Raw genomic sequence first — 24,039 nt, forward strand, 5'->3', positions numbered from 1 at the left:
GGCACCGGGTGCCGCCCCGAACGATGCGCCGCCCTGACGACGTACGCCTCCCCGGCATGACATGCCACGCGCTCCCTGCCGCACGCACGACACGACACCCCACGACACCCTAGGGCGACCCACGCCGCCCGAGCCCGCCGCGGGCTTCGGCTCCCTTCAGCCGCCGCGGCCCGCCGCCCGGCGGACCGCCTCGATGAAGCGGCGGGCCGCGGGGGTGCCCGTCTCGCCCGGGGCGGGGTCCTGGTCGGCCAGGGTCAGCAGGTACCGCTGGCCGTTGATGTCGGCCAGCGCCTTGTCGTCCGGGGCGAACCACGGCTTGGAGGCGCGCACCGCCTGCACCGGCGCGCTGTCGATCTCGCTGCCGTAACTGTTGAGCAACTCCACCCTGCCGTCATTGATCCGGACCTGTCCGGCCCGGGTGAGCGAGCGCATGCGTTTCCCGATCCGCACGCCCTTGGCCGTGAACTCCGGCTCCGCCATCCCTCGCCGCCCCCTTGCGCGCGTGTTCCCGTGTTCCGGTGTGCGCCCCCGTCCGCGTACGGGACGTTTGTCCCGACGCGTGCAGTCTGCCGCGCCGCGGGGCGGAGCACCAGTGCGCGCGGGGGCGCGCACGACAGCGGCCCGGAGCACACGCGACGGCGCGCCCGACCCGCTCGTACGCCTGTGCCCCAGGGTCCCTTTGGGCCGCCCAAAGATGCGTTTATGCAGGTGGGAAGCGGTCTGAAAGATGCCTATGCTCGAAAGTGCCGGCCCGCCCGAGGCGCCGTCGGCGCAGAGCGTAAGGAGCACCGACGTGAGCATCACCCACCAGGCCAGGACCGGCGCCACCCTCGATGTCGACCGTACCGACCCCGCCTATCGGGACTGGCTGAAAGAGGCCGTCCGCAAGGTGCAGGCCGATGCCAACCGCTCGGCCGACACCCACCTGCTGCGCTTTCCGCTGCCCGAGCGCTGGGGCATCGACCTGTATCTGAAGGACGAGTCGACGCACCCCACCGGCAGCCTCAAGCACCGCCTCGCCCGCTCCCTGTTCCTCTACGGCCTCTGCAATGGCTGGATCCGCCCCGGCCGCCCGGTGATCGAGGCGTCCAGCGGCTCCACCGCCGTCTCCGAGGCGTACTTCGCCAAGCTGATCGGGGTGCCCTTCATCGCGGTCATGCCCCGCACGACCAGCGCCGAGAAGTGCCGCCTCATCGAGTTCCACGGCGGCCGCTGCCACTTCGTGGACGACTCCCGGAAGATGTACGAGGAGTCCGCCCGCCTCGCGGTGGAGACCGGCGGCCACTACATGGACCAGTTCACCTACGCCGAGCGGGCCACCGACTGGCGCGGCAACAACAACATCGCCGAATCGATCTTCCGCCAGCTGGAGTTGGAGCGCTTCCCGGAGCCGGCGTGGATCGTCGCCACGGCGGGCACCGGCGGTACCTCGGCGACGCTCGCCCGCTATGTGCACTACATGCAGTACGACACCCGTATCTGCGTCGCCGACCCGGACAACTCCTGTTTCTTCGAGGGCTGGACCAGCGGCGACCCGGACGTCACCTGCGACTGCGGCTCCCGGATCGAGGGCATCGGCCGGCCGCGCATGGAGCCGAGCTTCGTGCCCGGCGCGATCGACCGGATGATGAAGGTCCCGGACGCGGCCAGCGTCGCCGCCGTACGGGCCCTGGAAGGGGTCATCGGCCGCAAGGCGGGCGGCTCCACCGGGACCGGACTGTGGAGCGCGCTGAAGATCGTCTCCGAGATGGTGGCCGAGGGCCGTACCGGCAGCGTCGTCACCCTGCTGTGCGACCCGGGCGACCGGTACCTCGACAAGTACTACTCGGACGCGTGGCTCACCGAGCAGGGTCTGGACATCGCGCCGTACACGACGGCGATCGAGACGCTGCTGGCCACCGGGGTCTGGCCCGAGTGAGCGACGGGCACCGGGGGGCGCGCCCGCGCCGCCCTGCTACCGGTGGGCCCTGCTACCGGTGGGCGGAGCATGTCACCGGCCGGCCCGCTGCTCCCGTCTGCTGGTCCAGGACATGGTGGTCGCCTTCCCGCAGGAGGCAGTGCGCCACGCCCTTGCCGGTGGGCACGGCCTCGATGCGCGGGTTGTGCCCGCCGTCCTCCCGGGTGCTCCACGTCGCTCCGCTCACCTTGGCCGGCATGCTCACCGCGCCGTTGGGGCCATCGATGTAGTCGTGCCTGACGGATCGCAGATCGCCTCCTTCGGTCCAGGCCTTGTACGTCACGTCGGGACTCTTGGCACCGCAACCCGTAAGGAGTCCGCAGGCGACGGCCAGCCCCGCCACCGTGGTGATGAGCTTCGCGGCTGCCGGTACGGGGAAGGTGGGCATGATGTGATGCGGCCTCTCGTTCAGTGAGTTCACTTGGTTGTGGGGTCGGGGAAGGATCTGTCGCCGAAGAGGACTCGGCTTGCCGCGGCCCGGCCGAACGGTGTGCGGAGCAGGGTGAATCCCGCTGCTGCCGCGGCAGGCGTCCGTACGCGGGCCGATATCCCGCGCAGCAGGAGTCGTCCGCGGAAGTGGGGGCGGAGCGCGGCTCCGTCGTAGTCGGTCATCGCGCCCGGATTTCCGGTGCGCAGCGCGTCGTGGAGGACCTCGGCCGCGAGCTGCGACTGTCGTAGACACGGGTCCAGGCCGCCGGCGGTGAGCGGGGAGACCGCGCCTGCCGCATCCCCCACGAGGAGTCCGTCGGCGCAGCTGATCCGGCGCAGCAGGCCGCCGACGGGTATGGGACCCGCGCGCCGCTCCACCGTCTCGGGACGCTCGACGCCGGTCAGTCCGGGCGCTGAAACGCTGAACCGCTCCATCGCCCGGCGAAGACCGTCCGGATAGCGGTCGGCGTAGCCCGCGACTCCGACGTGGGCGTGTTGCCCGTCGTTGATCACCCAGGCCAGGTAGCCGGGGGCGAGCGAGGGGTCGAGTACGCAGTGGAATGTCGGTGGCTGGTCGCTTCCGGGGAGTTCGAAGATCTCTTCGGCGCCGACGATCAGGTGGTGGTTGCGGTCGAGAGCGAGGTCGCGGGCGACTCTTGAGCGGGCCCCGTCGGCGCCGACGATGAAGCGGGCCCGTGCCGTGGCGGGTCCGTCGCGACCGGCCAGGTGGAAGATGTCGCCCTGTCGGCCGGTGTAGCGCGTGCCCAGTGCGACGCGTACGCCGGCGCCGACCGCGGTGGCGGCCGTCGCTTCGTAGAGCGGCGCCATGTCGCCCACCCGGTATTCGTCGCGGGGACTGGTGAGGCTGACCGGGCGGCGCAGGTCAGGGGGTAGAGGACCACGCGTCGGATCGGTGGCCCGAGGCAGTCGGGGGGCAGCGGGAAGTCGTCGAGTGTCTTCCGTACGAAGATTCCTGTGGTGCGGATCGCGCCGGCGAGGTTCGTTCGGCGTTCGACCAGGAGCACGTCGTGGCCCTGTCGGGCGAGGAGGGTGGCGGTGTTGAGTCCGGCCAGGCCGGCCCCGACCACCAGGACGTCGGCCCTGTCCGTGCTCCCGACGCGGTAGGAGAGGCGCGCTGTCGTCATATCTGCTCTGTTCGTTGTGGAGTCCGTCATCGGCCGGCGCGGCGGGCGGCGGGCGCCGACTGCCGCGCCTGTGGTCACCGAGGCGGGGAGCCGGCCGGGACGGACGCTCCGGATTCGTGCGCGGCCCCGTCCCCGTCCCTGTCCCCGGGGCCGCCGGGCTCCCAGCGCAGCAGGTCTCCGGGCTGGCACTCGAGCACCTCGCACAGCGCGGCGAGCGTGGTGAAGCGCACCGCCTTGGCCCGGCCGTTCTTGAGCACCGCCAGGTTGGCGGGTGTGATCCCCACGCGGTCCGCCAGTTCACCCACGGACATCTTCCGCTTCGCGAGCATCACGTCGATGTCGACGGCGATCGGCATCAGATCACCTCGGCCAGCTCGGCCCCCAGCCGCGACGCCTCGACGTCGCGTGCGACGGCTTGTGCGAGCAGCATCCGCAGCACGAGCACGATGAGCGCGTTCCCGAAGATCGCCAGGCTGACGCCGCCCAACAGGGCCACAACGCCCGGGGGAACGACATCGCCAGGGGCCAGGACCGACCCGAGCGCGAGCACCAGGAGCGCGGCCGCCACGAACGCGCCCATCACGGGATGGACGTAGCGGAATGCGGTGGGGGAGAACACGGTTCCGCGTTGCGCCATCGTCACCAGCCGCCACACGCAGACCAGCACGACCTGGACCGTCACGACGCCCATGATCGTGATCACGAGGGCCGGGGTGCGGCGGTCGGGGAGGACGCTGTCCGCCATGGCGCCTGTCAGCATCGCCACCATCACCGCCTGGGCGGAGACCGCCCCGGCGTGCAGTACCACCATCACGGCGCGCAGCGCGAGCACTGTCACCTTGCCCAATGTCACTCCCTTGATCGAATCGCGATAGAAAACTATCGAATATCGATAGGTGTGGCAAGTCGGTTCCGTCGGCGGCATGGTTGTGCTGGGCAGTGATCTCACATGACCACGGTGTGACGACCTGACCTAGGCCGCCGTCGTCGCCAGTCCGCGCAGGGCCCGGGCCGAGGGGGAGCCGGGGTCGGCCGTGATCAGGACGACCTCCTGGTCGTCCTCGGGCACGAGCAGGACGTCGCAGTTCAGCCGCAGCCGACCCGCCGCCGGATGGACGATCGTCTTGGTGCGGTGCCCGGGGGCGTGCACCGGCCGGGTCTCCCAGAGCCGGCCGAACTCCTCGCTGCCGGCGCGCAGTTCGGCCAGCAGGGCGGCGAGCCGGGCATCATGCGGATAGCGGTCGGCGGCCCGGCGCAGCCGCGCCACCGCGATCTGCCCGAACTCCTCGGCACCGGAGTTCTCGTATCCGCCGCCCGCGCCGAGGAAGCGGCGCCGGGCCAGGTTCGTCGTCCCCTGTCCGAGGCCACCGCCCAGCAGGGCCTGGGCCAGCGGGTTCCAGGCGACGACCCCGTAGGCCGCGTCGGTGACGATCGCACCGGTCTCCGGCAGGCGGCGCAGCATCCGCTCCACATGCGGGCGTACCCGCCGTACGGCGCCGGTGGCGGGCGGCGGCGCGCTCGTCCCGGCCAGCCGGAACAGATGGCCGCGCTCGGCCGGTGTCAGACGCAGCGCCCCGGCCAGCGCGTCCAGGACGCGGGACGACGGCCGGGGACCGCGGGCCTGTTCCAGCCGCACGTAGTAGTCGACGGAGATGTGCGCCAGGTCGGCCACCTCCTCGCGGCGCAGGCCCGGGGTACGGCGCGGGGAGCCTGTGGGGAGGCCGAGTTCCCGCGGGTGCAGGGCCGCGCGGCGCTCCCGCAGGAAGCGGGCCAGCTCGGGCCGCGCCATACCGCCTCAGCTCCGTCCATCGCCTGGTACAGGTGGTCCCTGGCGCGGTGGCCGGTGCCGGGGGACCGTGGCTGCCATGAACGATCGCACAGCACTGGTCACCGGTGCCAACAAGGGAATCGGCAAGGAGATCGCCCGTCTGCTCGCCGCCGAGGGGTGCACGGTGTACGTGGGCTCCCGCGACGCCGGGCGCGGGCGGGCGGCCGTCGAGGAGATCGGCCGCAATGCCCGGCTCCTGGTCCTCGATGTGACGGACCCGGACGGCATCGCCGCGGCCGCGGGCCAGGTGGAACGCCTCGACGTCCTGGTCAACAACGCGGGCGTCTCGACCTCGCTCGCCCCGGCCGCCGAGACCGGCACGGACGAGTTCCGGCGCACCTACGAGACCAATGTGTTCGGGGTCGCCGCGGTCACCAACGCCTTCCTGCCCGCCCTGCGCCGCTCCCCGCACCCCCGGATCGTCAACATCTCCAGCGGCACCGGCTCACTGGCCTGGAGCACGGGGCCGAACCCCCAGTTCGCGCCCGGCGGTGGCGCGGCCGCGTACCGGTCCTCGAAGGCCGCGCTCAACGCCCTCACCGTCCTGTACGCCCAGACGCTGGCCGAGGACGGCATCAAGGTCAACGCGCTCGCCCCCGGGCTGCGGGCCACCGACCTCAACTCCCGGGCGGCGGCGGGCGGGGACCCGGCGGAGGCCGCCGAGGGCGCCGTACGCCTGGCGCTGCTGCCGGACGACGGGCCGACCGGCGCGTTCTTCTCCTGGGACGGAACGCCCGTGCCCTGGTGACCCCGGGTCGCCCGCGCGGATCGTGCCGGGCCGCTCGGCCCGCGTCCGGTTTGGTCCGGGCGGGGTTGTGCGGGCCTGTGCCCGGGCTGGTCAGGGTGGGGCTGTGCGGCCTATGCCCGGCCTGATCCGGGCGGGGCTGTGCGGCCTGTGCTCGGCCCGGTCCGGGCGGGGTTGTGCGGCCTGTGTCCGGCCCGGTCCGGGTGGAAGACCCGACCCTAGGCCAGATGCCGGTCCAGCGCCCCAGCCGCCCGCCGGATGGCGAGGCCCACGCCCGGCGCGGCCAGTCGGCAGCCGAGGCGGAACGCGGTGGTCCCGTCGAGGGCGAAGACCGCCCGGATACGGGTGCCGGTGCCGACGGGGGTCAGGCGCCATTCCTCCACCCAGGCGCGGGCGCCCGGGGTGTTGGTCACGTCGACGCGGTACGTGTACAGCTCGGGCTTCTCGGCGACCAGGACGGTCTCCTTGAAGCGGATGCCGCCGCGCAGCCGGACATCGCGCCCGCCGTCCGTCGACCGGGCGCGTGCCACGGCCGAGAACCACTGCGGCATGCTCGCCACGTCCTCGACGAGGGCCCGGTAGACGAGATCCGGGGCGGCGTTCAGGTCCCGGCCGAACACCAGCCGTACGGGCGCACGGTCGACGAAGTCCGGGCCGACCGGACGCAGATGCTGGGCCATGGCGGCAACCTCCTCGTGAAGTCCCGCACGGAGGTAGGGCGTTGACGAGTGTCGGTCATCTTCCGCGCGGACGGGCCGTGGCAGCAGCGTAGTTGACGTGGTGTCAGTTGTCCTCGGCGCCGTCGGCGGGTTCCGCGGCGGTGTCGCCGTCCGGTTCCTCGCCGTCCCCGGCCGCGTCCTCGATGTCCGGCTCCCCGGCCACGATCAGCCGCCGCAGCCGCTCGGAGACCTCGGTGCGGGCCTCCTGCGGCAGCCCCGCGTCGGTCACCAGCGTGTCCACCTGGCCCAGCGTGGCGAACGAACTCAGGCCCACCGTGCCCCACTTGGTGTGGTCGGCGACCACCACCACGCGCCGAGCCGAGTGCACCAGACGGCGGTTGGTCTCGGCCTCCGCCAGGTTCGGCGTGGACAGGCCCGCCTCGACCGATATGCCGTGCACCCCGAGGAAGAGCAGATCGAAGTGGAGCGCCGCGATCGCCTGGTCGGCCACCGGGCCCACCAGCGAGTCGGACGGGGTGCGCACCCCGCCGGTCAGCACCACCGTGGCCGCGCCCTGCCGCTGCCCCGAGGTGCGCTGCGCCGCGTGGAAGACGTCCGCGACCCGCACCGAGTTCGTCACCACGGTCAGGTCCGGCACCTCCAGCAGATGCTGCGCGAGCGCGTACGTCGTCGTACCGCCGGACAGGGCGATCGCGGTGCCGGGGGTGACCAGGGCGGCGGCGGCCCGTGCGATGTCCTCCTTGGCCGACAGCTCCAGGCCCGACTTGGCCTCGAAGCCCGGCTCATGGGTGCTGGCCTCGACCACCGGGACCGCGCCGCCGTGCACCTTCTCCAGCACACCCTGCCGGGCCAGCGCGTCCAGGTCGCGGCGCACGGTCATGTCCGACACCCCGAGCCTGCGGGTCAGTTCATTGACCCGGGCACCGCCGCGGCGCCGGACCTCGTCCAGGATCAGGGCGCGGCGCTGCTCCGCGAGGAGGTGCTGATTCTCGCTCACGTACGCTCCGGTCCTTTCGCCGCCAACCGTTCGACACACCCGGCGCATCCGCCTGCGAGCAGTGCGTTCGTCCGTCCGGAGGTGCGCGGGCGTCCCATCTTTTCACGGGACGGCACGGGGTGCGCCACCGCCCGGCGCCACGCGGGCGGGCGGCCCGGGGCACGGTCACCGCCGCACCGATCGGGGAGATTCTGTGACGAGCGGTGTGCAGGCCGCCGGAAGCGGACATCCTGGAGCGGGCACGGACACAGGCCGTACGGCGTCACGGGGGAAGTGTGGAACGCGCTCAGGAACGCCCCAGCGGACAGCCCACCGAAGGCCGCGCGCCCGAGCCGGTCGATCTTGAATCACCCGAGCCGGTCGATCTCGAATTATTGGTGCACGGGGTCGGCGGTACGACCCCGGAGGAGATGCTGGGCGACGCGCGCACCGTGCGGATCGCCGGGGACGACACGGCGGCCGTCTTCCGCCGCGCCGAGGACGTCTCCCGAGCCGGACCGGGGCCCCGGGGCGGGGGCGGGCCGGTGCAGGAGGCGTACGTCTGGTGCAACCTCACCTCCGGTGACGCGGGCCGCGCCCTGTGGCTGTTGCTGCTGCCGTTCATGGTGGTCAACCTCGCCCACTGGATGCGCCCCGCCGCCCCGGCCCGGCCGCGCGCCGTCCGCCTCTACGGCCTGCTGGTGCGGCTCGCCGCCCTCACTCTCACGGTGCTGCTGGTGGCGGCCGCGTGCGAGGTGGCCCTCGACCTGGTCGCCTGGCAGTGCGCCGGTGCCCACGGCTGCGCCCGGCGCCATTTCTGGCTGGCCTTCCTCACCCCGGACGCGGCCCAGAGTCCCGGCGTACGCCGGTGGGCGGAACTGCTCGGCACATCCGGCGGCTGGTGGGCCCAGCCGGGACGGCGGCTCGCGCTCGCGGCGCTGGTGCCGGGCGGGCTGATCCTCCTGCTCTGGTATCTGTCGCACCGCACCTGGAGTGCGTACGAGTCCCACCGGCCGCTGGTGCGGGGCCCGGACCCGGCGCCGGACCCCGACGACAGCGCCCTGGCGCGGCCCGGCTTCTGGTACGGGCGCCGACTGGTGGCCCGGCTGCGCGCCGCCCACACGGCGGCCGGGCTGCTGACGGTCGCCGCCGCCCTCGCCGTGCCTGCGGTCCGCTTCGACCACCGGCCCGGCGGGCCCGGGGTGCTGGACGCCCTCGGCCGGCTGCTGACCGTCTGCCTGCTGGCCGGGGCGGGTATGACGGTGGCCGTGGTGTGCCGTCGGGGCCGCGACGAACACCGCGTCGACCAGCGGCTCGACCCGCACCTGCTCCGCCGGCTCCCGCTCGGCGCGCTCGCCCTGCTCCTCCTCACCGCGCTCTACACCGGCTGGTCCCGCCCCGACTGGCACTCGACGGGCCGCCTCCCCGGAGACCCGGCATTCGGCGGCCTGATGCTGGCGCAGGGTGCGCTGGTGGTGGCCCTCGGGGCGCTCGCGTGGGGGATGTACCACAGGGGGCTGACACCTCCGACCCCGACCACCGAGACCGGCCTCGACTGCGGCTCCGACTCGGCCCGCGGTCTCGACTCCGACTCCGACTCCGCCTCGGCCTGCGGCCTCGGCTCCGGCTCCGGCCCGGCCCCCGCCGTCGGCTCTGGCTCGGTCCCCGGCCCCGGCTTTGGATTCGGCTCCGGCCGCGCCCCCGGTCCTGGCTCAGGTCTCAACCATGATCCCGACCTCGGACCCGACTACGACCCCGGACCCGGCCCCGACCTTGGCCTCGACCCCGACATCGACCTCGGCCTCGACCTCGGCGTCAGCCCTGGCCCCGCCCTCGACCTCGGTGCCAACCCCGGCCTCAGCCCTCACTCCGAGCCCCGGCCCGCCCCCGGTACCCGTGGTCTCGGGGGGCCTGCCACGGTGTTGGTCGGTTGTGCGTTGGGTGGGGTGATGTCCGGTGGGGTCGCGCAGCGGGTGGCGGACTGGCTGGATGGGACCGGGAGCGTCATCTCCGGGCCGCCGGTCGCGTTGACCTGGCAGGCGTCCATGATTCCGCCGCTGCTCGCGGTGCTGCTGGGGCTGGCCGGCCGGCTCGCCGCCGGTACCGCGCGGCTCGCCCGTGCCGAACGCGACCGCGTGCGCCGGGAGCATCCGGGGGAGCCCGAGGATCCGGCCCGTACCCGTGCCATCGCCCACGCCCGGGCCATGGCCGCGCTCACCGATCGCGCCCCGCTCGTCCTCACCGTGCTCTCCGCCGCCGCCCTGGTGCTCGGCGGCGGGGCGATGGCCGGGGCCCTGGTCAGCGGGCGGTCGCCGGACGGCGCGGCGGGCGGCACCGCGGCCGCCGTACAGATCGCCGCAGGGATCTCCCAGGGTCTTGGCTCATGGCTGGTCGGGCTCGGCTTCCTGCTGTTCGTCACCTGGGGGCGGCGCGCCTACAAGGACCGCGGCGCCCGGCGCACCGTCGGCATCCTGTGGGACGTCGGCACCTTCTGGCCGCGCGCCGCACACCCCTTCGCGCCCCCGTGCTACGCCGAGCGCACGGTGCCCGACCTGACCTGGCGGATGGCGACCTGGACCGAGGCGACCGGCGGCCGGCTGGTGCTCTCCGGCCACTCCCAGGGCAGCGTGCTCGCCGCGGCGGCGGCCTGGCAGCTGACGCCGGCCGCCCGGGCGCGGATCGCGCTGCTGACGTACGGCTCACCGCTGGAGCGCTTGTACGGCCGCTGGTTCCCGGCCCACTTCGGGCCCGCGGCGCTCGCCGGGCTGCACCGGGACATGGCGTGCTGGCACAACCTCTACCGCCGTACCGACCCGATCGGCGGCCCGGTGTGCCTGCCCGCCGACGGTCAACCGCCCGTCGACCGGCCGCCGTTGCGAGACCCCCTCACCTACGGACGCACCCCCGAGCACCCGCTTCCCACCCCGATCCTGGGCCACTCCTGCTACCAGAGCGACCCGGCCTTCGCCCAGGTACGGGCGGACCTGCTGACCCGACTGCGCACCGAACTCCCGGCTCCGCGCGGGGAGTCGGCGATCTGATGCCCCACGCGGCGACGGCGCCGCTCAGGACTGCTGACCCGGCAGGTCCTCCGGATACAGCAGGGTCAGGTCGTCGGTGGTCGGGTCGGGGAGCTGGGCGACGCGGCTCGCATGGCGTTCGACCATGGCCTCGAAGGTCTGGCGGGCGGTGCGGCCGTTGCCGAAGGCGGGACCCTTGGGGAGGGTGGTGAAGTAGCCGACCAGGGCCTCGGCGGTGCCGGGGGCGAGCCGGTACTCGTGCTCGTCGGCCTGCTGCTCCACGATCCGCAGCAGCTCCTCGGGGCCGTAGTCGCCGAAGGTGATGGTGCGGGAGAAACGCGAGGCCACACCGGGGTTGACGGACAGGAAGCGCTCCATCTCCGCGGTGTATCCGGCGACGATCACCACCACCGCGTCCCGCTGGTCCTCCATCAGCTTCACCAGCGTGTCGATGGCCTCCTTGCCGAAGTCACGCCCGGCGTCCTCCGGCGAGAGCGCGTACGCCTCGTCGATGAACAGCACCCCGCCGTGCGCCCGTTGGAACGCCTCCTGGGTGCGGATCGCGGTGGAGCCAATGTGCTCGCCGACCAGGTCGACCCGGGACACCTCGACCAGATGGCCCTTGTCCAGCACGCCGAGGGAGGCGAGGATCTCGCCGTAGAGCCGGGCGACCGTCGTCTTGCCGGTGCCGGGGGAACCGGTGAAGACCAGATGCCGCTTGACGGACGCGGCCTTCAGGCCCGCCCGCTGCCGGCGCCGGCCCACCTCGATCATGTCGGTCAGCGCCCGCACCTCGCGCTTGACGCTCTCCAGGCCCACCAGCGCGTCGAGTTCACCGAGCACGTCCTTCGACGTACGCGCCGGTTCCACCGGCTCCGCGGCGGTGACCGACGGCTCCTGCTCGGTGCTGCGCTGCCCGGGGATCGAGCCGAGCAGCCCGGGGGAGTGCGACACCGTCTGTACGGCCGTCTCCCGCGTCGCCGGGGGTCTTAGGCTGCCGCTCTCGTCGCTGGTGCAGTCCTCCACCACCGGACCCGAACCCGACCCGGCGTCCGCGCCGCCCTCGGCGAACTCGTAACCCCCGCGCGCACAGCGCTCGGTGCGGCACTTGCGCAGCGTGGTGCGGCAGCCGTCGATCACATGGAAGCCGTAGCCGCCGCTCCCCTTGACCCGGCAGTTCAGGAAGCTGCCCCGGCCGCCCGCGGAGACGTAGAAGCCGGCCTCGGCGGGGGAGTCGACGGTGCAGCGCTCGATGGTCGGGTCGGCGCCCTTGGTGACGATCACACCGGTCTGGGTGCCGTCGACGGTGCAGTTGTTGAGGGTGCCGCCGCTGCCGTGGTCCCGGAACCAGGCACCGGTCGCCGCGTCCCGGATCCGGCAGTCGTCCAGCTGCGCCGTCGCTCCGTCGCTCACCGACACGGCCGTGTTGCGCACCTGGGACAGATCGCTGTCCACCACGTCCACGCGCGAGCCGCGGTCCAGCACGAACAGCGCGTCCGGCACATCGTGCACCCGGCAGGAGTCCAGCACCGCGGTGGCGCCGTCGCTCACCCACACCGCCGGATAGTCACCGGTGCTGTCGAAGATCTCGCACTGATTGGCGTCCACCCGGGTGCCCGGGTCCCACACCGACAGCCCGTTGCGCCCGAACTGCCGGACCGTCGTGCGGGTCAGCGTGAGCACCGAACGCGAGCGCAGGTCGACCGCGTTCTCCGGGATGTCGTGGATCCGGCAGTCCTCCAGCGTGAGCACCGCGTCCGTGTCCAGCGTGACGCCGTCGCCGGTGGTGCGGTGCACATCGCAGTCGGTCAGCTGCGCGGCGGCCCGCTGGGTGACCTGCACCCCGGAGCCGCGCACCTCGTAGATCTCGCAACCGACCGCCTCCAGCGCGGAGTTCTCACCGGTCACGGTGAACCCGGTGCCCGAGGCGTGGTGCACCCGGCAGCGGTCCAGGCGCGGATGGCCGCCGCCGCGCACCGCCACGCCCGCCTGTCCGGCCGCCACGATCTCGCACTCCTCGAACACCCCGCTGCCGCCGTCGAGTACGGCGATGCCGATACCGGCCGGGTTGTCCACGGTGAGCCGGCGCACGGTCGGACGGGCCGCGCCGCGCACCTCCACGCCGACGGCCGAGCGGGTCACGATCCGCACGTCCGTCAGCTCGGGCGTGCCCTCCTCGACCAGCAGCGCGGGCGCCGCCGCGTCCTGGCCCTCCACATGCAGGTCGTGCACCACGGCCGAGGCCCGCACGGTCAGCGGCACCCCGTCCACCGGCGCGATCCGCACCGAGCCGGGCGAGCCGTCCGGACCGCGGAGCGTCACCGCCCGCTGGATCACGAGGTTCTCCCGGTAGGTGCCGGGGGCGATGGTGAGGACGTCGCCGTCGGCGGCGGCCTCCAGGGCGGCGGCGAGCGATGCGTACTCACCCGTGCGGCGCCGCCACCGCGAGGTACCGGTGTGCGTCACCTGGACCGTGCCCTGTGCCATGGCGTTGCCGTGCCCCCACCTCGTCGTACTGATGGCCGCCGCCCCGTACGGGCGGCGCTGCCGGGTCCGTGCGCGTGCCCGGCCCCCGGGCCTGCCCGTCCGTGTCCCCGCGTCTGTGCGAGTCCCTGACGTGCGCCCGTCCGCGGGTTGTCGCCGAAAGCGCTTCGGCCGGTCCACCGTAGCGTGTGCGCCCGGGGTGGGTTGACCACAGCCTGCCCGTGCTCAGCTGCCGGTGCCCGCCTTGCCCCAGTCCGGGCCCGCCCGGTCCCAGGCCTGCTCCCAGCGTGCGTACCGGCGGCGGACCATGCGCCAGACGGTGAGCCGCCGGGCGGTCTCGACCAGGCCCGCGGTCAGCAGGGCGGCGCCGAATCCGGCCAGGACGGCGTGCGCCGTGGCCGTGACGGAGTCCAGCGGGCGGGTGGTTATTCGGCCCTGCGGATCCGTCCAGAGCCCGAAGTGGTCCCCGGCGCGAGGGGACTTGAGGTCGGCGAGGACCGGGCCGCGGTGCGCGGTGCCGTCCGGCGCGGACCAGTCGGCGAGGACGCGGCTGCGGGCCTCGTGCGCGCCGGCGGTGTCGGGATCGCCCTCGGGAGCCCGGCCCAGCGGCCGTACCACGGTGGCCGTGAGCAGATGGTGGGTGTGCTGTTCCATCCGCGCGGCACGCTGGAGGGAGTCCTCGGCGACGAAGCCGGTCAGCGCACCGGTCACGGGCGCCACCACGGTGATCAGCACCAGCGCCACCAGTGCCACCCACGCCTCGGCCAGATCGGTCGCGCGGCACAGCGGATTGCGTCTCCAGCGCCACAGACCCGTGACTGCCCGCATCTCCCCACCCCCCACGTCCCCCGCGGCCGGTCACGGCCGCGACGTCTCACGCATTTCTCATGTCACCCCAACGACCGGGAACGCCTCCGGGGTTCCCCGATCCGCCGATCTCCGGCCGGCCCGCTCCCGTCGCGCTCCAGCACCCGTACCGGATCGCCGACCCGGATCGTCCCGGGCGTGAGCGGAACGAGGTTCTGCCCGAAGACGAGACTCCGGCCGAACCTGCGATGCCGGGCCAGTGTGTACAGCGGCTCCCGGCCGCGCGCGGCGGTGCCCTGGTCGGTGGTGGTCACCACACAGCGCCCGCAGGTGCGCGCGACACGGAGGACGACCTCGCCGACCGAGATGCGCGCCCACTCGTCCTCCGCCCACGCCTCGGTGCCACCGACCACGACGCTGGGCCGGAACCGGTTCATGGGCAGCGGCCCCTCGGCGGCGTGCCGGCCCTCGGCTATCAGGGAGTTGAGGGCGTCGAGCGAGGCCGATGTGGTGACGAGCAGGGGATAGCCGTCGGCGAAGCTGACCGTCTCGCCCGGCAGCGCGTAGTCCGGGTCGACGGGGCGGCGGGTGGCCGGGTCGTCCAGATGCACCAGGCGCACGTCCCGGTCGAGATAGGCGCTGCACCAGGCGTGCGCCACCGCCGCGGCCGGCACCGCCTCGATCTTCTGCCCGAAGATGTTCACCGGCACGGTGTCCGAGGGCTCCGGCACCTCGATGGTGATCGCCGCTCGCCCGGCCGCCGACAGACGCAGACCGCCGCCGGCCAGAGGCTCGGCGGCGGCCAGGGCGAGACGTGGCTGCTCCCGCTGGGTGACGACCTTCCCCCCGGCGTCGATCAGTGCCCAGCGCCGGTCTCCCGCCAGCCCCCAGGGCTCCACCGCGGCCGCGTCGGCCGCAAGGCCCTGGAACGCCTTGACCGGGTAGAGATGGATCGACTGCACTTCGGCGAGTTCCATGTCGCCATCGTGCCAGGTGCCACCGACAGCGGGGGCGCTTCGATCAGTAACCCCGCTGCTGAGGGTTGTTGTACGGGTCCTGGTACGGCGCCTGCACGGGCCGGGGCGCGGCCGGGCGCATCGCCTCGTAGCCGGTGCCGGGCTGCATCGGGCGCTGCTGCGGTGCCTGTGGGCCGGGGTAGCCGCGCGGGGCGCTCGCCTGCTGCGGGATGTACGCCGTGGGCGCCTGCTGGAACGGGGCGGGCTGTGGCTGCTGGGGATAGCCGTAGCCGGGAACCTGGGGCTGCGGGGAGGGCGCGGCCGGCAGGGCGGGGAGGGCCGACGGCAGGGCGGGCAGGTTGCTGCCCATGTCGTAGGCGGCGGGGACCCGGATCGGGGCGATCTGCGGGGTTCCCCGCTCGGCCACGAGGGCGTCGTAGATCGGAGTGTCCCGGAAGGAGGCGGAGTAATAGCCGCCGCCATAGGTGGAGCGGGGGGAGGTCATGGCACATAAGTTAAGCCCACGATGTGCTGGTTGGGGAGACCGATAAGAGGGTTGTTTTCCGTGTCGGCGGTGACCGGGGATACTCAATCAGAGCGAACTTGTCGAAAAGGGGCAGCGGTTCACGTATAGATCATGTAAGGAACGGACTTCCCGGGCGGGTTACCGGCGGTCGACCGGCGATCTTCCTGCGTCTTTGCCCGCGCGGCCCAGGGGAGTTCGGCGGGGCCGGGCATAGGTTGGGCATGCGGGGATGATCCGGACGTCCGTGGACACCGCGGACGGGAGCGAGGGGGTCGACATGACGATGGCGAAGGGATCGAACACACCGGTTCCGGCCACCGCGCTGCGGGTCGAGCTGGGGCGGCGCCAGGGGCCCGGAGTGCCCGACGCGGACGCCTCCGCGCTGCTGCTCGCCGCGGGGAAGGTCCGCTCCGACGCGGACTTCGTCTTCTACAACCAGCCCGCCCATCCCTCGGGCGCGGTGCGCCATGAGGGCAAGCGGACCGAGGGCGCGCTCGCCGTCGACACCCTGACCGTGGACCTGGCGCGGGTGGAGGGCGCGATCGAGCGGATCGTCCTCGCCGCCTCGGCGGACGGCGGCACGTTCGGGCAGGTCCCGGGCCTGTACATCGAGGTGACCGACCCCGCGTCCGGCCAGGTCGTCGCCCGCTTCGACAGTCCGGGCGCGACCGTGGAGACCGCCTTCCTGCTCGGTGAGTTCTACCGCCGCCAGGGCGGCTGGCGGTTCCGCGCCGTCGGCCAGGGCTACGACAGCGGACTGGAGGGCCTTGCCACGGAGTTCGGAATCACCGTGGACGAGCCGCAGCACGCGGCACCCCCACCCGCACCGGCCCCGGTGGCGGACGTACCACCGCCACCCCCACCGGCCCCGCCGACGGTCGTACCACCCCCACCCGCACCGTCCTCCCTCGCCGACGCGCCGCCCCCGCCCGCCTGGGCCCGGGTGAGCGACGTGCCGCCGCCCCCGCCACCCGCCGCACCCCCGGTCCGCCTCGCGAAGATCACCCTCACCAAGGCCGCCCCCTCCGTCTCGCTGGCGAAGCAGGGCGGTACCTCGGGCGTCCTGCGGGTGAACCTCAACTGGCAGATGCGCAAACAGCTTTCGGGCTGGGGCGCGCGCTGGAGCGGTGGCGGGTCCGGGGACCTCGACCTCGACCTGTGCGCCCTGTACGAACTCGCCGACGGCCGCAAGGGCGTCGTCCAGGCGCTCGGCAACTCCTTCGGATCGCTGCACCGGCCGCCGTACATCCATCTCGACGGCGACGACCGCACCGGCGCCGCGGCGAGCGGTGAGAACCTCACCATCAACCTCGACCACCTGACGGACCTGCGCCGCGTCCTCGTCTTCGTCACCGTCTACGAGGGCGCGTCGTCCTTCGCCGGACTGCACGCCACCGTCACCCTCCAGCCGCAGTACGGCGCCCCCGTCGACTTCGCGCTGGACGAGTGCACGGCCCCCTCCACGGTGTGCGCGCTCGCCCTGATCACCAACACGGGCGGCGATCTCGTCGTCCGGCGCGAGGCCCGCTACCTCGTACCGGAGCGCGGGGTGAGCCCGCAGCGCACCGTGGACCGCGCCTACGGCTGGGGCATGAACTGGACGCCCGGCCGCAAGTGACTCACCCCTCGTCGGCGACCGCGTCGGGACGGGCGTACGTACGGCCCTTCCAGGCGGCCCCGCGCCCCCGGTAGTGCTGCACGGCCGAGTCCACCGTCATCAGCAGATACAGGAACGCGGTGTACGGCAGCAGCGGGGCGAGCCACAGCGGCTGCCGGTAGTACCGCAACATCGGCAGGTAGGTGCCCGCCATCACCGCCCATGCCAGCGCGCCGACGACGGCCACCGGCGCGCTGCCCGCCGCCGCGCCCGCGATGACGGCCACCGGCGGCACCAGGTACACCAGCGCGAGCCCGGCCACCGTGCCGAGCAGCAGCGGCGGGCTGTGCCGCAGCTGGGCGTAGGCGCTGCGCGAGACCATCCGCCACAGGTCGCCCAGCCGGGGGTAGGGCCGCACACTGTCCACCCGGTCGGCCAGGCCCAGCCAGACCCGCCCGCCCGCGCCCTTGACCGCGCGGGCGAGGGCGACGTCGTCGATGACCGCGTGCCGGATGGCGTCCGGGATCCGCGCCTTCTCCGCCATGCCGGCGCGCAGCAGCACACAGCCGCCCGCCGCGGCCGCCGTGCGCGAACCCTCCCGGCCGATCCACCGGAAGGGATACAACTGCGCGAAGAAGTACACGAACGCCGGGACCACCAGCCGCTCCCAGCGGCTCTCCACCCGCAGCCGCGCCATCTGCGAGACCACGTCGAAGCCGCCGCCATGGGCCGCCGCGACCAGTTCCCGCAGGCTGTCCGGGGTGTGCGCGATGTCCGCGTCCGTCAGCAGCAGGTACTCAGGACCGCGCGCGCGGGCCAGCGCGATGCCGTGCCGTACCGCCCACAGCTTGCCCGTCCAGCCCGCGGGCGGCTCGCCCGGCGAGCCCACCGTGAGCGGCAGCCCGCCGTGCCGTTCCGACAGCGCGCGGGCCAGCTCCCCGGTGCCGTCCGTGCTGCCGTCGTCCACCAGGAAGACCTCGGCCCGCCCCGGATAGTCCTGCGCGAGCAGCGACGGCAGGCTCGCGGGCAGTACGGCGGCCTCGTCGCGGGCCGGTACGACCACGCAGACCGACGGCCACGCCTCCGGTTCCCGGCGCCGCGGCAACCGGACGTCCGTGCGCCAGAAGAAGCCCTGGCACAGCAGCAGCCAGCACCAGGCGGCCAGCGAGACGACGGTGATCCACAGGAAGGCGCTCACGGGCGCAGTCTGCCCCACCCGGGCCGTTCACATGAGCGGATCGTCTATCGTGGCCGGGTGAAGATCGCGCTCATGGACTCCGGAATCGGTTTGCTCGCGGCCACGGCCGCGGTACGACGCCTACGGCCCGACGCGGATCTCGTTCTCTCCCTGGACCCCGACGGCATGCCCTGGGGGCCACGCACCCCCGAGGACCTCACCCGGCGCGCGCTGGACGTCGCCGAGGCCGCCGCGGCCCGCCGTCCCGACGCGCTGATCGTCGGCTGCAACACGGCCAGCGTGCACGCCCTGCCCGCGCTGCGCGCCCGCCTGGAGCCCGGCATCCCGGTGATCGGCACCGTCCCGGCGATCAAGCCGGCCGCGGCCGGCGGCGGACCCTTCGCGATCTGGGCGACCCCCGCCACCACCGGCAGCGCCTACCAGCGCGGACTCATCGCGGACTTCGCCGACGGCGTGCCGGTGACGGAGGTGCCCTGCTGGGGTCTGGCCGAGGCCATCGAACACGCGGACGAGGCGGCGATCGAGGCGGCCGTCGCCGCGGCCGCCGCGCTCACGCCGGCGGAGGTGACGACCGTCGTCCTCGGCTGCACCCACTACGAGCTGGTCGCCGAGCGCATCCGGGCCGCCGTGCAGCGCCCCGGGGCGGCCCCGCTGGTCCTGCACGGCTCGGCCGGCGCGGTGGCCGCGCAGGCACTGCGCCGACTGGGCGAACTTCCCGCCTCGGGGGCGCCCGCCGAGGGCGGCCTCACGGTGCTGCTCAGCGGCCGCGAGGGCGAGCTGCCCGCGGCGGCGCTGCACTACGCCGAGGGACGGCTGCTGCCCGCGGTGGAACCGTTCGCCGACCGCCACTGATCCTGCCGCGCTCACCCGTTCCGCTTCCGCCGTCCAGGGCCGCACGGGGGCGGGCGCGGGCCGAGAGGCGGTACCCGCGCGGGGAATCCTGAGTAATCTCGTAGTCATGAGGGACCAGCCCCATACCGAGGACGACGCCACCCCCGAGATCTGGACCGGACGCGCCACCAATCGGGTGCAGTGGCTGCTGGCGCTGGCCGGGGCGGCCTGCCTGGCCCTGGGGATCAAGCTGGCCGTGGACTCCGCGTGGACGTCCGGGATCACCGCGCTGACGATGTCCGTGGTCGGCTGCATCGCGGCCGGGCTGCTGGTCATCTTCGGCACCCTCGCCTTCGTCCATGTCGACCTCAGACTCGACCGGGAGTGCGTCGAGGTGCGCTGCGGCCACATCGGGCTGCCGCGCCGCCGCATCCCGCTCTCCCATGTGGCGGGCGCCGACTTCACCGCCCTGGTGACCCCGCGGCAATGGGGCGGCTGGGGCTACCGCTGGCGCCCCGAGAAGGGCACCGCCGTCGTCGTACGCCGGGGCGAGGGCATCGTGCTCAGCCTGTGGGACGGACACACCTTCACCGTCACCGTAGACAACGCGGAATCGGCGGTGCGGGTGATCAGGGCGCGGCTGCGCTCGATCACCCCGGGGACGGCCGCGTAGCGGATCCGGGGGGCGGACCGCATGGCGGTTTCCGAGGCGGCCCCGATAGCTTGCCCGTCATGACCGAACCCGGATCCGCCGCCTGGCCGCCCGCCCCGATCACGACCGAGCGGCTCGTGCTGCGTGAGCCGGAGGCCCGGGACCGGGCGGCGTTCATCGACCTGTCGGCCTCGCCGGAGGTGGGCACCTACGTCGGTGGCGCCCGGCCCCGCGCGGAACTCGAACGCGTGGTGCCCGAGGTGCCCGGGCGGCGGCCCGGCGTCTTCGTGGTCGAGCTCGACGGCACGATGATCGGCTTCATCCAGCTGCTCGACCGGCGCGCCCCGGAGCGCCCCGGCCATGTCCGCCCGGCGGGCGGGGAGGCGGAGCTGGGCTATATGTTCCTGCCGCACGCGTGGGGACACGGCTACGCGGCCGAGGCGTGTACGGCGGCGCTCGACTGGTTCGCGGACGCGCTGCCCGGCGAGCCCGTGGTGCTCACCACCCAGACCGCCAACGCCCGCTCCATGCGCCTCGCGGCGAAGCTCGGGTTCACCGAGGTGGAGCGGTTCGAGGAGTACGGCGCCGAGCAGTGGTTCGGGGTGTGGTCCCCGGTCGCCGCACAGCCGGGTTGAGACGGTGGGCGCCCGCCGACCGTGGCTGTCGACGCCGAGGTCAGCGGCCGTACACTCACCCGGGTGACCGTCACCGCAACTTCCGTGGACCAGCCGGACCGGCTCCGGACGTCCCCCGCGCCCGGCGCATGGCGTCGCCGGCTGCTGCGCCTGGTCCCGGCCCTCGCCTCCGCCCTGTGCGGGGTGCTGCTCTATGTCAGCTTCCCGCCACGCCCCCTGTGGTGGCTGGCGCTCCCCGCGTTCGCCGGGTTCGGCTGGGTGCTGCGGGGGCGCGGCTGGAAGGCGGCCCTCGGGCTCGGCTATCTCTTCGGCCTCGGCTTCCTACTGCCGCTGCTGGTGTGGACCGGCGTGGAGGTCGGTTACCTGCCGTGGCTGGCCCTGGTCGCGGTGGAGGCCGTGTTCGTCGCCCTGGTCGGCGTGGGCGTCGCCGCCGTGTCCCGGCTGCCCGCCTGGCCGGTGTGGGCCGCGGCGATCTGGATCACCGGCGAGGCCGTTCGGGCGCGGGTGCCCTTCGGGGGCTTCCCCTGGGGGAAGATCGCGTTCGGCCAGGCGGACGGCGTCTTCCTGCCGCTCGCCGCGGTCGGCGGCACCCCCGTCCTGGGCTTCGCGGTCGTGCTGTGCGGCTTCGGCCTGTACGAGGCGGCCCGCCTCCTGGCCGAACGGCGCCGCTCGGGCACCGTGCGCCGGGCCGCGGCCGCCGCCGCGCTGCTCAGCGTGGCCGTGCCGGTGGCCGGGGCGTTCGCCGCGCGCGGTCTGGTCAGCGACAAGGCCGAGGACGGCACCAGGACGGTCGCGGTGATCCAGGGCAATGTGCCGCGCGAGGGACTGGAGTTCAGCGCCCAGCGGCGTGCGGTGCTGGACCGCCATGTGAAGGAGACCCTCAAGCTCGCCGCCGACGTCAAGGCGGGCAAGGTCCCCAGGCCCGACTTCGTGCTCTGGCCGGAGAACTCCTCCGACCTCGACCCCTACAATGACCCGGACGCCGCCGCCGTCATCGACGAGGCGTCGGCCGCCATCGGGGTGCCCATCTCGGTCGGCGCCGTCGTGGACAAGGACGGCAAGCAGCTCAACGAGCAGATCCTGTGGGACCCGGCCAAGGGCCCGACGCAGACGTACGACAAACGGCAGATCCAGCCGTTCGGCGAGTACATGCCGCTGCGCGGGTTCGTCGGGGCCATCAACAAGGACTGGACCACGATGCTCCGCCAGGACTTCAGCCGGGGCACCAAGCCGGGTGTGTTCGACATGGACGGCGCCAAGGTGGGGCTCGCCACCTGCTACGAGGCCGCCTTCGACTGGGACGTGCGGGACACCGTGACGCACGGCGCCGAGATGATCTCCGTGCCGAGCAACAACGCGACCTTCGACCGCAGCGAGATGACCTACCAGCAGCTCGCCATGTCCCGGATCCGCGCCGTCGAGCACAGCCGCACCGTGACCGTCCCGGTGACCAGCGGCGTCAGCGCGATCATCATGCCGGACGGGAAGATCACCCAGCGGACCGGCATGTTCGTGCCCGCCTACCTGGAGCAGAAGGTGCCGCTGCGCACCTCCACCACGCCCGCGACCGACCTCGGCATCCTGCCCGAGATGGCGCTCGTGCTCGTCGCCGTGGGCGGCATCGGCTGGGCGATCGGGAGCGGGCTGCGGGCGCGCCGCGCGGGCGAGGCGTAGCGCACCGGCGGCGCGGGGCGCAGGGACGGCGCCCGGTTAGGGTCGGTCCCATGGCTACTCCTGACTTCATCCGCACCCTGCGGGCCTCGGCCGGCCACCAGCTGCTCTGGCTGCCCGGGGTCACGGCGATCGTCTTCGACGACGCGGGCAGGGTGCTCCTCGGCCGGCGCACCGACACCCGGAAATGGTCGGTGATCGGCGGCATCCCGGAGCCGGGCGAGCAGCCCGCGGACTGCGCGGTGCGGGAGGTCTTCGAGGAGACGGCCGTACGGTGCCTGCCCGAGCGGGTCGTCCTGGTCCAGGCGCTCCAGCCGGTCAGGTACGGCAACGGGGATGTCTGCCAGTACATGGACATCACCTTCCGCTGCCGGGCCGTGGGCGGCGAGGCCCGGGTCAACGACGACGAGTCGCTGGACGTCGGCTGGTTCGCGGTGGACGCGCTGCCCGAACTGAACGAGTTCGCGCTCACCCGGATCAAGCGGGCCATGGCCGAGGAGCCCACCTGGTTCGAACCGGCCACGCTCGGCTGACCCCGGCACGAAGGGCACGGCACCCGGGCACGGCACCCGTGGCCGGGACGCTCCGCGCCGGGGCCGACGGCCTTCGTTAGGGTCGGCCCATGACCTCCCGCAGCCAGCCCCTCGCCCTCGATCTCGCCGGTCGCACCGCCCTCGTCACCGGTGCCGCGAGCGGAATCGGCCGCGCCTGCGCGTTGCGTCTCGCGGCGGCCGGGGCCCGGGTGAGAGCCGTCGACCGGGACGCGGCGGGGCTCGCCGGACTCGCCGAGGAGGCGCGGCACCTCCCGGACCTCGCGGGCGCCGTCGTCCCGCATGTCCTCGACCTCACCGACCTGGACGCGGCCGAGGCGGCGGCCGCCGGCACCGATGTGCTGGTCAACAACGCGGGGCTGCAACTGGTGCGCCCCATCGAGGAGTTCCCGCCGGACGTCTTCCACACGGTGCTGACCGTGATGCTGGAGGCGCCCTTCCGCCTGGTGCGCGGCGCCCTGCCGCACATGTACGGCCAGGGCTGGGGCCGGATCGTCAATGTGTCCTCGGTGCACGGGCTGCGCGCCTCCGCGTTCAAGTCCGCGTACGTCGCCGCCAAGCACGGTCTGGAGGGCCTGTCCAAGACGGCCGCGCTGGAGGGGGCCGCGCACGGCGTCACCTCCAACTGCGTGAACCCTGCCTACGTCCGCACCCCCTTGGTGGAGAAGCAGATCGCCGACCAGGCGGCGGCCCACGGCATCCCCGAGGAGCGGGTGCTGTCCGAGGTGCTGCTGAAGGACAGCGCGCTGCGGCGTCTGATCGAGCCGGAGGAGGTCGCCGAGGCCGTGGCCTACCTGTGCGGCCCCCAGGCGTCCTTCGTCACCGGTACGTCCCTGGTCCTGGACGGCGGCTGGACCGCCCACTGAGCACGCTCACACGCCGGTCAGCTCACGCCCCGTGACCACCTCGGAGTCGATCCGCACGAGCACGTCGTCGCGGACCGGCATCCAGGAGTCCGGGCCGTCGAGGAGTTCCCGGCCGTCGGGGTCCGGGAGCAGCATGGCGCGGCCGGTGACGACCACGCTCCAGCCGGAGCGGGTCGCCGCGTCGAACTCGTCCGCCTCGAAGGCGACCACGGCACCGTCGATGGCGCGCACCAGGTCCGAGCCCGCCGAGGTGCGCAGCAGCACGGAGGAGTCCGCGGCGAGGCAGAAATTGACGGGGAGGACCGCGGGGAGCGCCTGCTTGGTGTACACGACCCGGCCGACCGGCACCCCGGCCAGCAGGCGCAGACAGGTCCCCCGGTCGAGCGCGCGAAAGCCGTCGTTCTGGAGCACCGGTCCATCGTGCCCGCGCGGACCCGGCCGGGATAGGGCCGGTCGGCCCTTGTCCCTGCCTTCGTGGCCTCCCT

Annotated in this window: 23 protein-coding genes and 1 pseudogene; 10 read left to right on the forward strand and 14 right to left on the reverse strand. The window is 73.5% G+C overall.

Going from position 1 to position 24,039, the window contains the following annotated elements; genetic code table 11:
- Positions 1–156: 156 nt before the first annotated feature.
- Positions 157–480: a hypothetical protein gene (locus AB0N90_RS01290; RefSeq protein ID WP_085563057.1), complete on the reverse strand. Its 324-nt coding sequence runs from the start codon at positions 478–480 to the stop codon at positions 157–159.
- Positions 481–793: 313 nt separating this feature from the next.
- On the opposite strand from AB0N90_RS01290, the gene AB0N90_RS01295 reads away from it, so the two are divergent.
- Entirely contained in the window at positions 794–1,918 is a 1,125-nt protein-coding gene (locus AB0N90_RS01295) for a PLP-dependent cysteine synthase family protein (protein WP_361669772.1), read from the forward strand.
- A 52-nt stretch (positions 1,919–1,970) separates the two neighbouring features.
- On the opposite strand, the gene AB0N90_RS01300 is transcribed toward AB0N90_RS01295, so the two are convergent.
- The 5 genes and pseudogenes from AB0N90_RS01300 to AB0N90_RS01320 all read right to left on the reverse strand — a co-directional run bounded on the left by AB0N90_RS01300 (position 1,971) and on the right by AB0N90_RS01320 (position 5,320).
- Positions 1,971–2,345, reverse strand: a complete 375-nt coding sequence (locus tag AB0N90_RS01300; RefSeq protein WP_365192180.1) for a hypothetical protein — start codon at positions 2,343–2,345, stop codon at positions 1,971–1,973.
- Between the two features lie 29 nt (positions 2,346–2,374).
- A pseudogene (locus AB0N90_RS01305) lies at positions 2,375–3,531 on the reverse strand (NAD(P)/FAD-dependent oxidoreductase).
- Positions 3,532–3,605: 74 nt separating this feature from the next.
- Entirely contained in the window at positions 3,606–3,887 is a 282-nt protein-coding gene (locus AB0N90_RS01310) for a helix-turn-helix transcriptional regulator (protein WP_365192181.1), read from the reverse strand.
- Positions 3,887–4,378, reverse strand: a complete 492-nt coding sequence (locus AB0N90_RS01315) for a DUF2975 domain-containing protein (protein WP_365192778.1) — start codon at positions 4,376–4,378, stop codon at positions 3,887–3,889. The genes AB0N90_RS01310 and AB0N90_RS01315 overlap by 1 nt, the downstream gene beginning before the upstream one ends.
- 126 nt (positions 4,379–4,504) lie before the next feature.
- Complete coding sequence (locus AB0N90_RS01320) at positions 4,505–5,320, reverse strand: helix-turn-helix transcriptional regulator (RefSeq protein WP_365192182.1); 816 nt, start codon at positions 5,318–5,320, stop codon at positions 4,505–4,507.
- 76 nt (positions 5,321–5,396) lie between these two features.
- Between AB0N90_RS01320 and AB0N90_RS01325 the strand changes: the two genes are divergently transcribed.
- Complete coding sequence (locus tag AB0N90_RS01325; protein ID WP_365192183.1) at positions 5,397–6,107, forward strand: SDR family oxidoreductase; 711 nt, start codon at positions 5,397–5,399, stop codon at positions 6,105–6,107.
- A 215-nt stretch (positions 6,108–6,322) separates the two neighbouring features.
- Here the strand turns inward: AB0N90_RS01325 and AB0N90_RS01330 are convergent, their stop codons facing one another.
- Together AB0N90_RS01330 and AB0N90_RS01335 are read right to left on the reverse strand one after the other, a co-directional pair.
- Positions 6,323–6,784 (reverse strand): SRPBCC family protein, encoded by a 462-nt coding sequence (locus tag AB0N90_RS01330; protein ID WP_365192184.1) that lies wholly within the window; start codon positions 6,782–6,784, stop codon positions 6,323–6,325.
- A gap of 103 nt (positions 6,785–6,887) precedes the next feature.
- A complete protein-coding gene (locus AB0N90_RS01335; RefSeq protein ID WP_365192185.1) occupies positions 6,888–7,781 on the reverse strand; it encodes a DeoR/GlpR family DNA-binding transcription regulator in 894 nt (297 codons plus the stop codon).
- A 410-nt stretch (positions 7,782–8,191) separates the two neighbouring features.
- Here AB0N90_RS01335 and AB0N90_RS01340 point away from each other — a divergent pair, with 410 nt between their 5' ends.
- Entirely contained in the window at positions 8,192–10,801 is a 2,610-nt protein-coding gene (locus AB0N90_RS01340) for a hypothetical protein (protein WP_365192780.1), read from the forward strand.
- A gap of 24 nt (positions 10,802–10,825) precedes the next feature.
- Here AB0N90_RS01340 and AB0N90_RS01345 read toward each other — a convergent pair whose 3' ends face one another.
- From AB0N90_RS01345 to AB0N90_RS01360, 4 genes are all read right to left on the reverse strand, one after another.
- Positions 10,826–13,267: a right-handed parallel beta-helix repeat-containing protein gene (locus tag AB0N90_RS01345; protein ID WP_365192186.1), complete on the reverse strand. Its 2,442-nt coding sequence runs from the start codon at positions 13,265–13,267 to the stop codon at positions 10,826–10,828.
- A 222-nt stretch (positions 13,268–13,489) separates the two neighbouring features.
- On the reverse strand, positions 13,490–14,092 hold the full coding sequence (locus AB0N90_RS01350) for a hypothetical protein (protein ID WP_365192187.1): 603 nt from the start codon (positions 14,090–14,092) through the stop codon (positions 13,490–13,492).
- 62 nt (positions 14,093–14,154) lie between these two features.
- On the reverse strand, positions 14,155–15,048 hold the full coding sequence (locus tag AB0N90_RS01355; protein ID WP_365192188.1) for an MOSC N-terminal beta barrel domain-containing protein: 894 nt from the start codon (positions 15,046–15,048) through the stop codon (positions 14,155–14,157).
- Positions 15,049–15,091: 43 nt separating this feature from the next.
- On the reverse strand, positions 15,092–15,532 hold the full coding sequence (locus AB0N90_RS01360; protein WP_365192189.1) for a DUF6643 family protein: 441 nt from the start codon (positions 15,530–15,532) through the stop codon (positions 15,092–15,094).
- Positions 15,533–15,836: 304 nt separating this feature from the next.
- Here AB0N90_RS01360 and AB0N90_RS01365 point away from each other — a divergent pair, with 304 nt between their 5' ends.
- Positions 15,837–17,171: a TerD family protein gene (locus AB0N90_RS01365; protein ID WP_365192781.1), complete on the forward strand. Its 1,335-nt coding sequence runs from the start codon at positions 15,837–15,839 to the stop codon at positions 17,169–17,171.
- Position 17,172: 1 nt separating this feature from the next.
- Here AB0N90_RS01365 and AB0N90_RS01370 read toward each other — a convergent pair whose 3' ends face one another.
- Positions 17,173–18,366 carry a glycosyltransferase gene (locus tag AB0N90_RS01370; RefSeq protein ID WP_365192190.1) on the reverse strand — a complete coding sequence of 398 codons (1,194 nt, stop codon included), beginning with the start codon at positions 18,364–18,366 and terminating at the stop codon, positions 17,173–17,175.
- A 39-nt stretch (positions 18,367–18,405) separates the two neighbouring features.
- On the opposite strand from AB0N90_RS01370, the gene AB0N90_RS01375 reads away from it, so the two are divergent.
- From AB0N90_RS01375 to AB0N90_RS01400, 6 genes are all read left to right on the forward strand, one after another.
- Positions 18,406–19,200 carry an aspartate/glutamate racemase family protein gene (locus AB0N90_RS01375; protein ID WP_365192191.1) on the forward strand — a complete coding sequence of 265 codons (795 nt, stop codon included), beginning with the start codon at positions 18,406–18,408 and terminating at the stop codon, positions 19,198–19,200.
- A gap of 106 nt (positions 19,201–19,306) precedes the next feature.
- Positions 19,307–19,852, forward strand: a complete 546-nt coding sequence (locus AB0N90_RS01380) for a hypothetical protein (RefSeq protein WP_085563072.1) — start codon at positions 19,307–19,309, stop codon at positions 19,850–19,852.
- A gap of 59 nt (positions 19,853–19,911) precedes the next feature.
- Positions 19,912–20,466 (forward strand): GNAT family N-acetyltransferase, encoded by a 555-nt coding sequence (locus AB0N90_RS01385; protein ID WP_365192192.1) that lies wholly within the window; start codon positions 19,912–19,914, stop codon positions 20,464–20,466.
- A gap of 63 nt (positions 20,467–20,529) precedes the next feature.
- Entirely contained in the window at positions 20,530–22,140 is a 1,611-nt protein-coding gene (gene lnt / locus AB0N90_RS01390) for an apolipoprotein N-acyltransferase (protein WP_365192193.1), read from the forward strand.
- 50 nt (positions 22,141–22,190) lie between these two features.
- On the forward strand, positions 22,191–22,670 hold the full coding sequence (locus tag AB0N90_RS01395; RefSeq protein WP_365192194.1) for an NUDIX domain-containing protein: 480 nt from the start codon (positions 22,191–22,193) through the stop codon (positions 22,668–22,670).
- Positions 22,671–22,759: 89 nt separating this feature from the next.
- Positions 22,760–23,554 (forward strand): 3-hydroxybutyrate dehydrogenase, encoded by a 795-nt coding sequence (locus AB0N90_RS01400; RefSeq protein WP_365192195.1) that lies wholly within the window; start codon positions 22,760–22,762, stop codon positions 23,552–23,554.
- A gap of 6 nt (positions 23,555–23,560) precedes the next feature.
- Here AB0N90_RS01400 and AB0N90_RS01405 read toward each other — a convergent pair whose 3' ends face one another.
- Positions 23,561–23,965 carry a pyridoxamine 5'-phosphate oxidase family protein gene (locus AB0N90_RS01405; RefSeq protein WP_365192196.1) on the reverse strand — a complete coding sequence of 135 codons (405 nt, stop codon included), beginning with the start codon at positions 23,963–23,965 and terminating at the stop codon, positions 23,561–23,563.
- Positions 23,966–24,039 lie beyond the last annotated feature (74 nt).

The sequence above is a fragment of the Streptomyces sp. NPDC093018 genome, assembly GCF_040684035.1.
GTDB classification, from domain to species: Bacteria; Actinomycetota; Actinomycetes; order Streptomycetales; family Streptomycetaceae; genus Streptomyces; species Streptomyces murinus.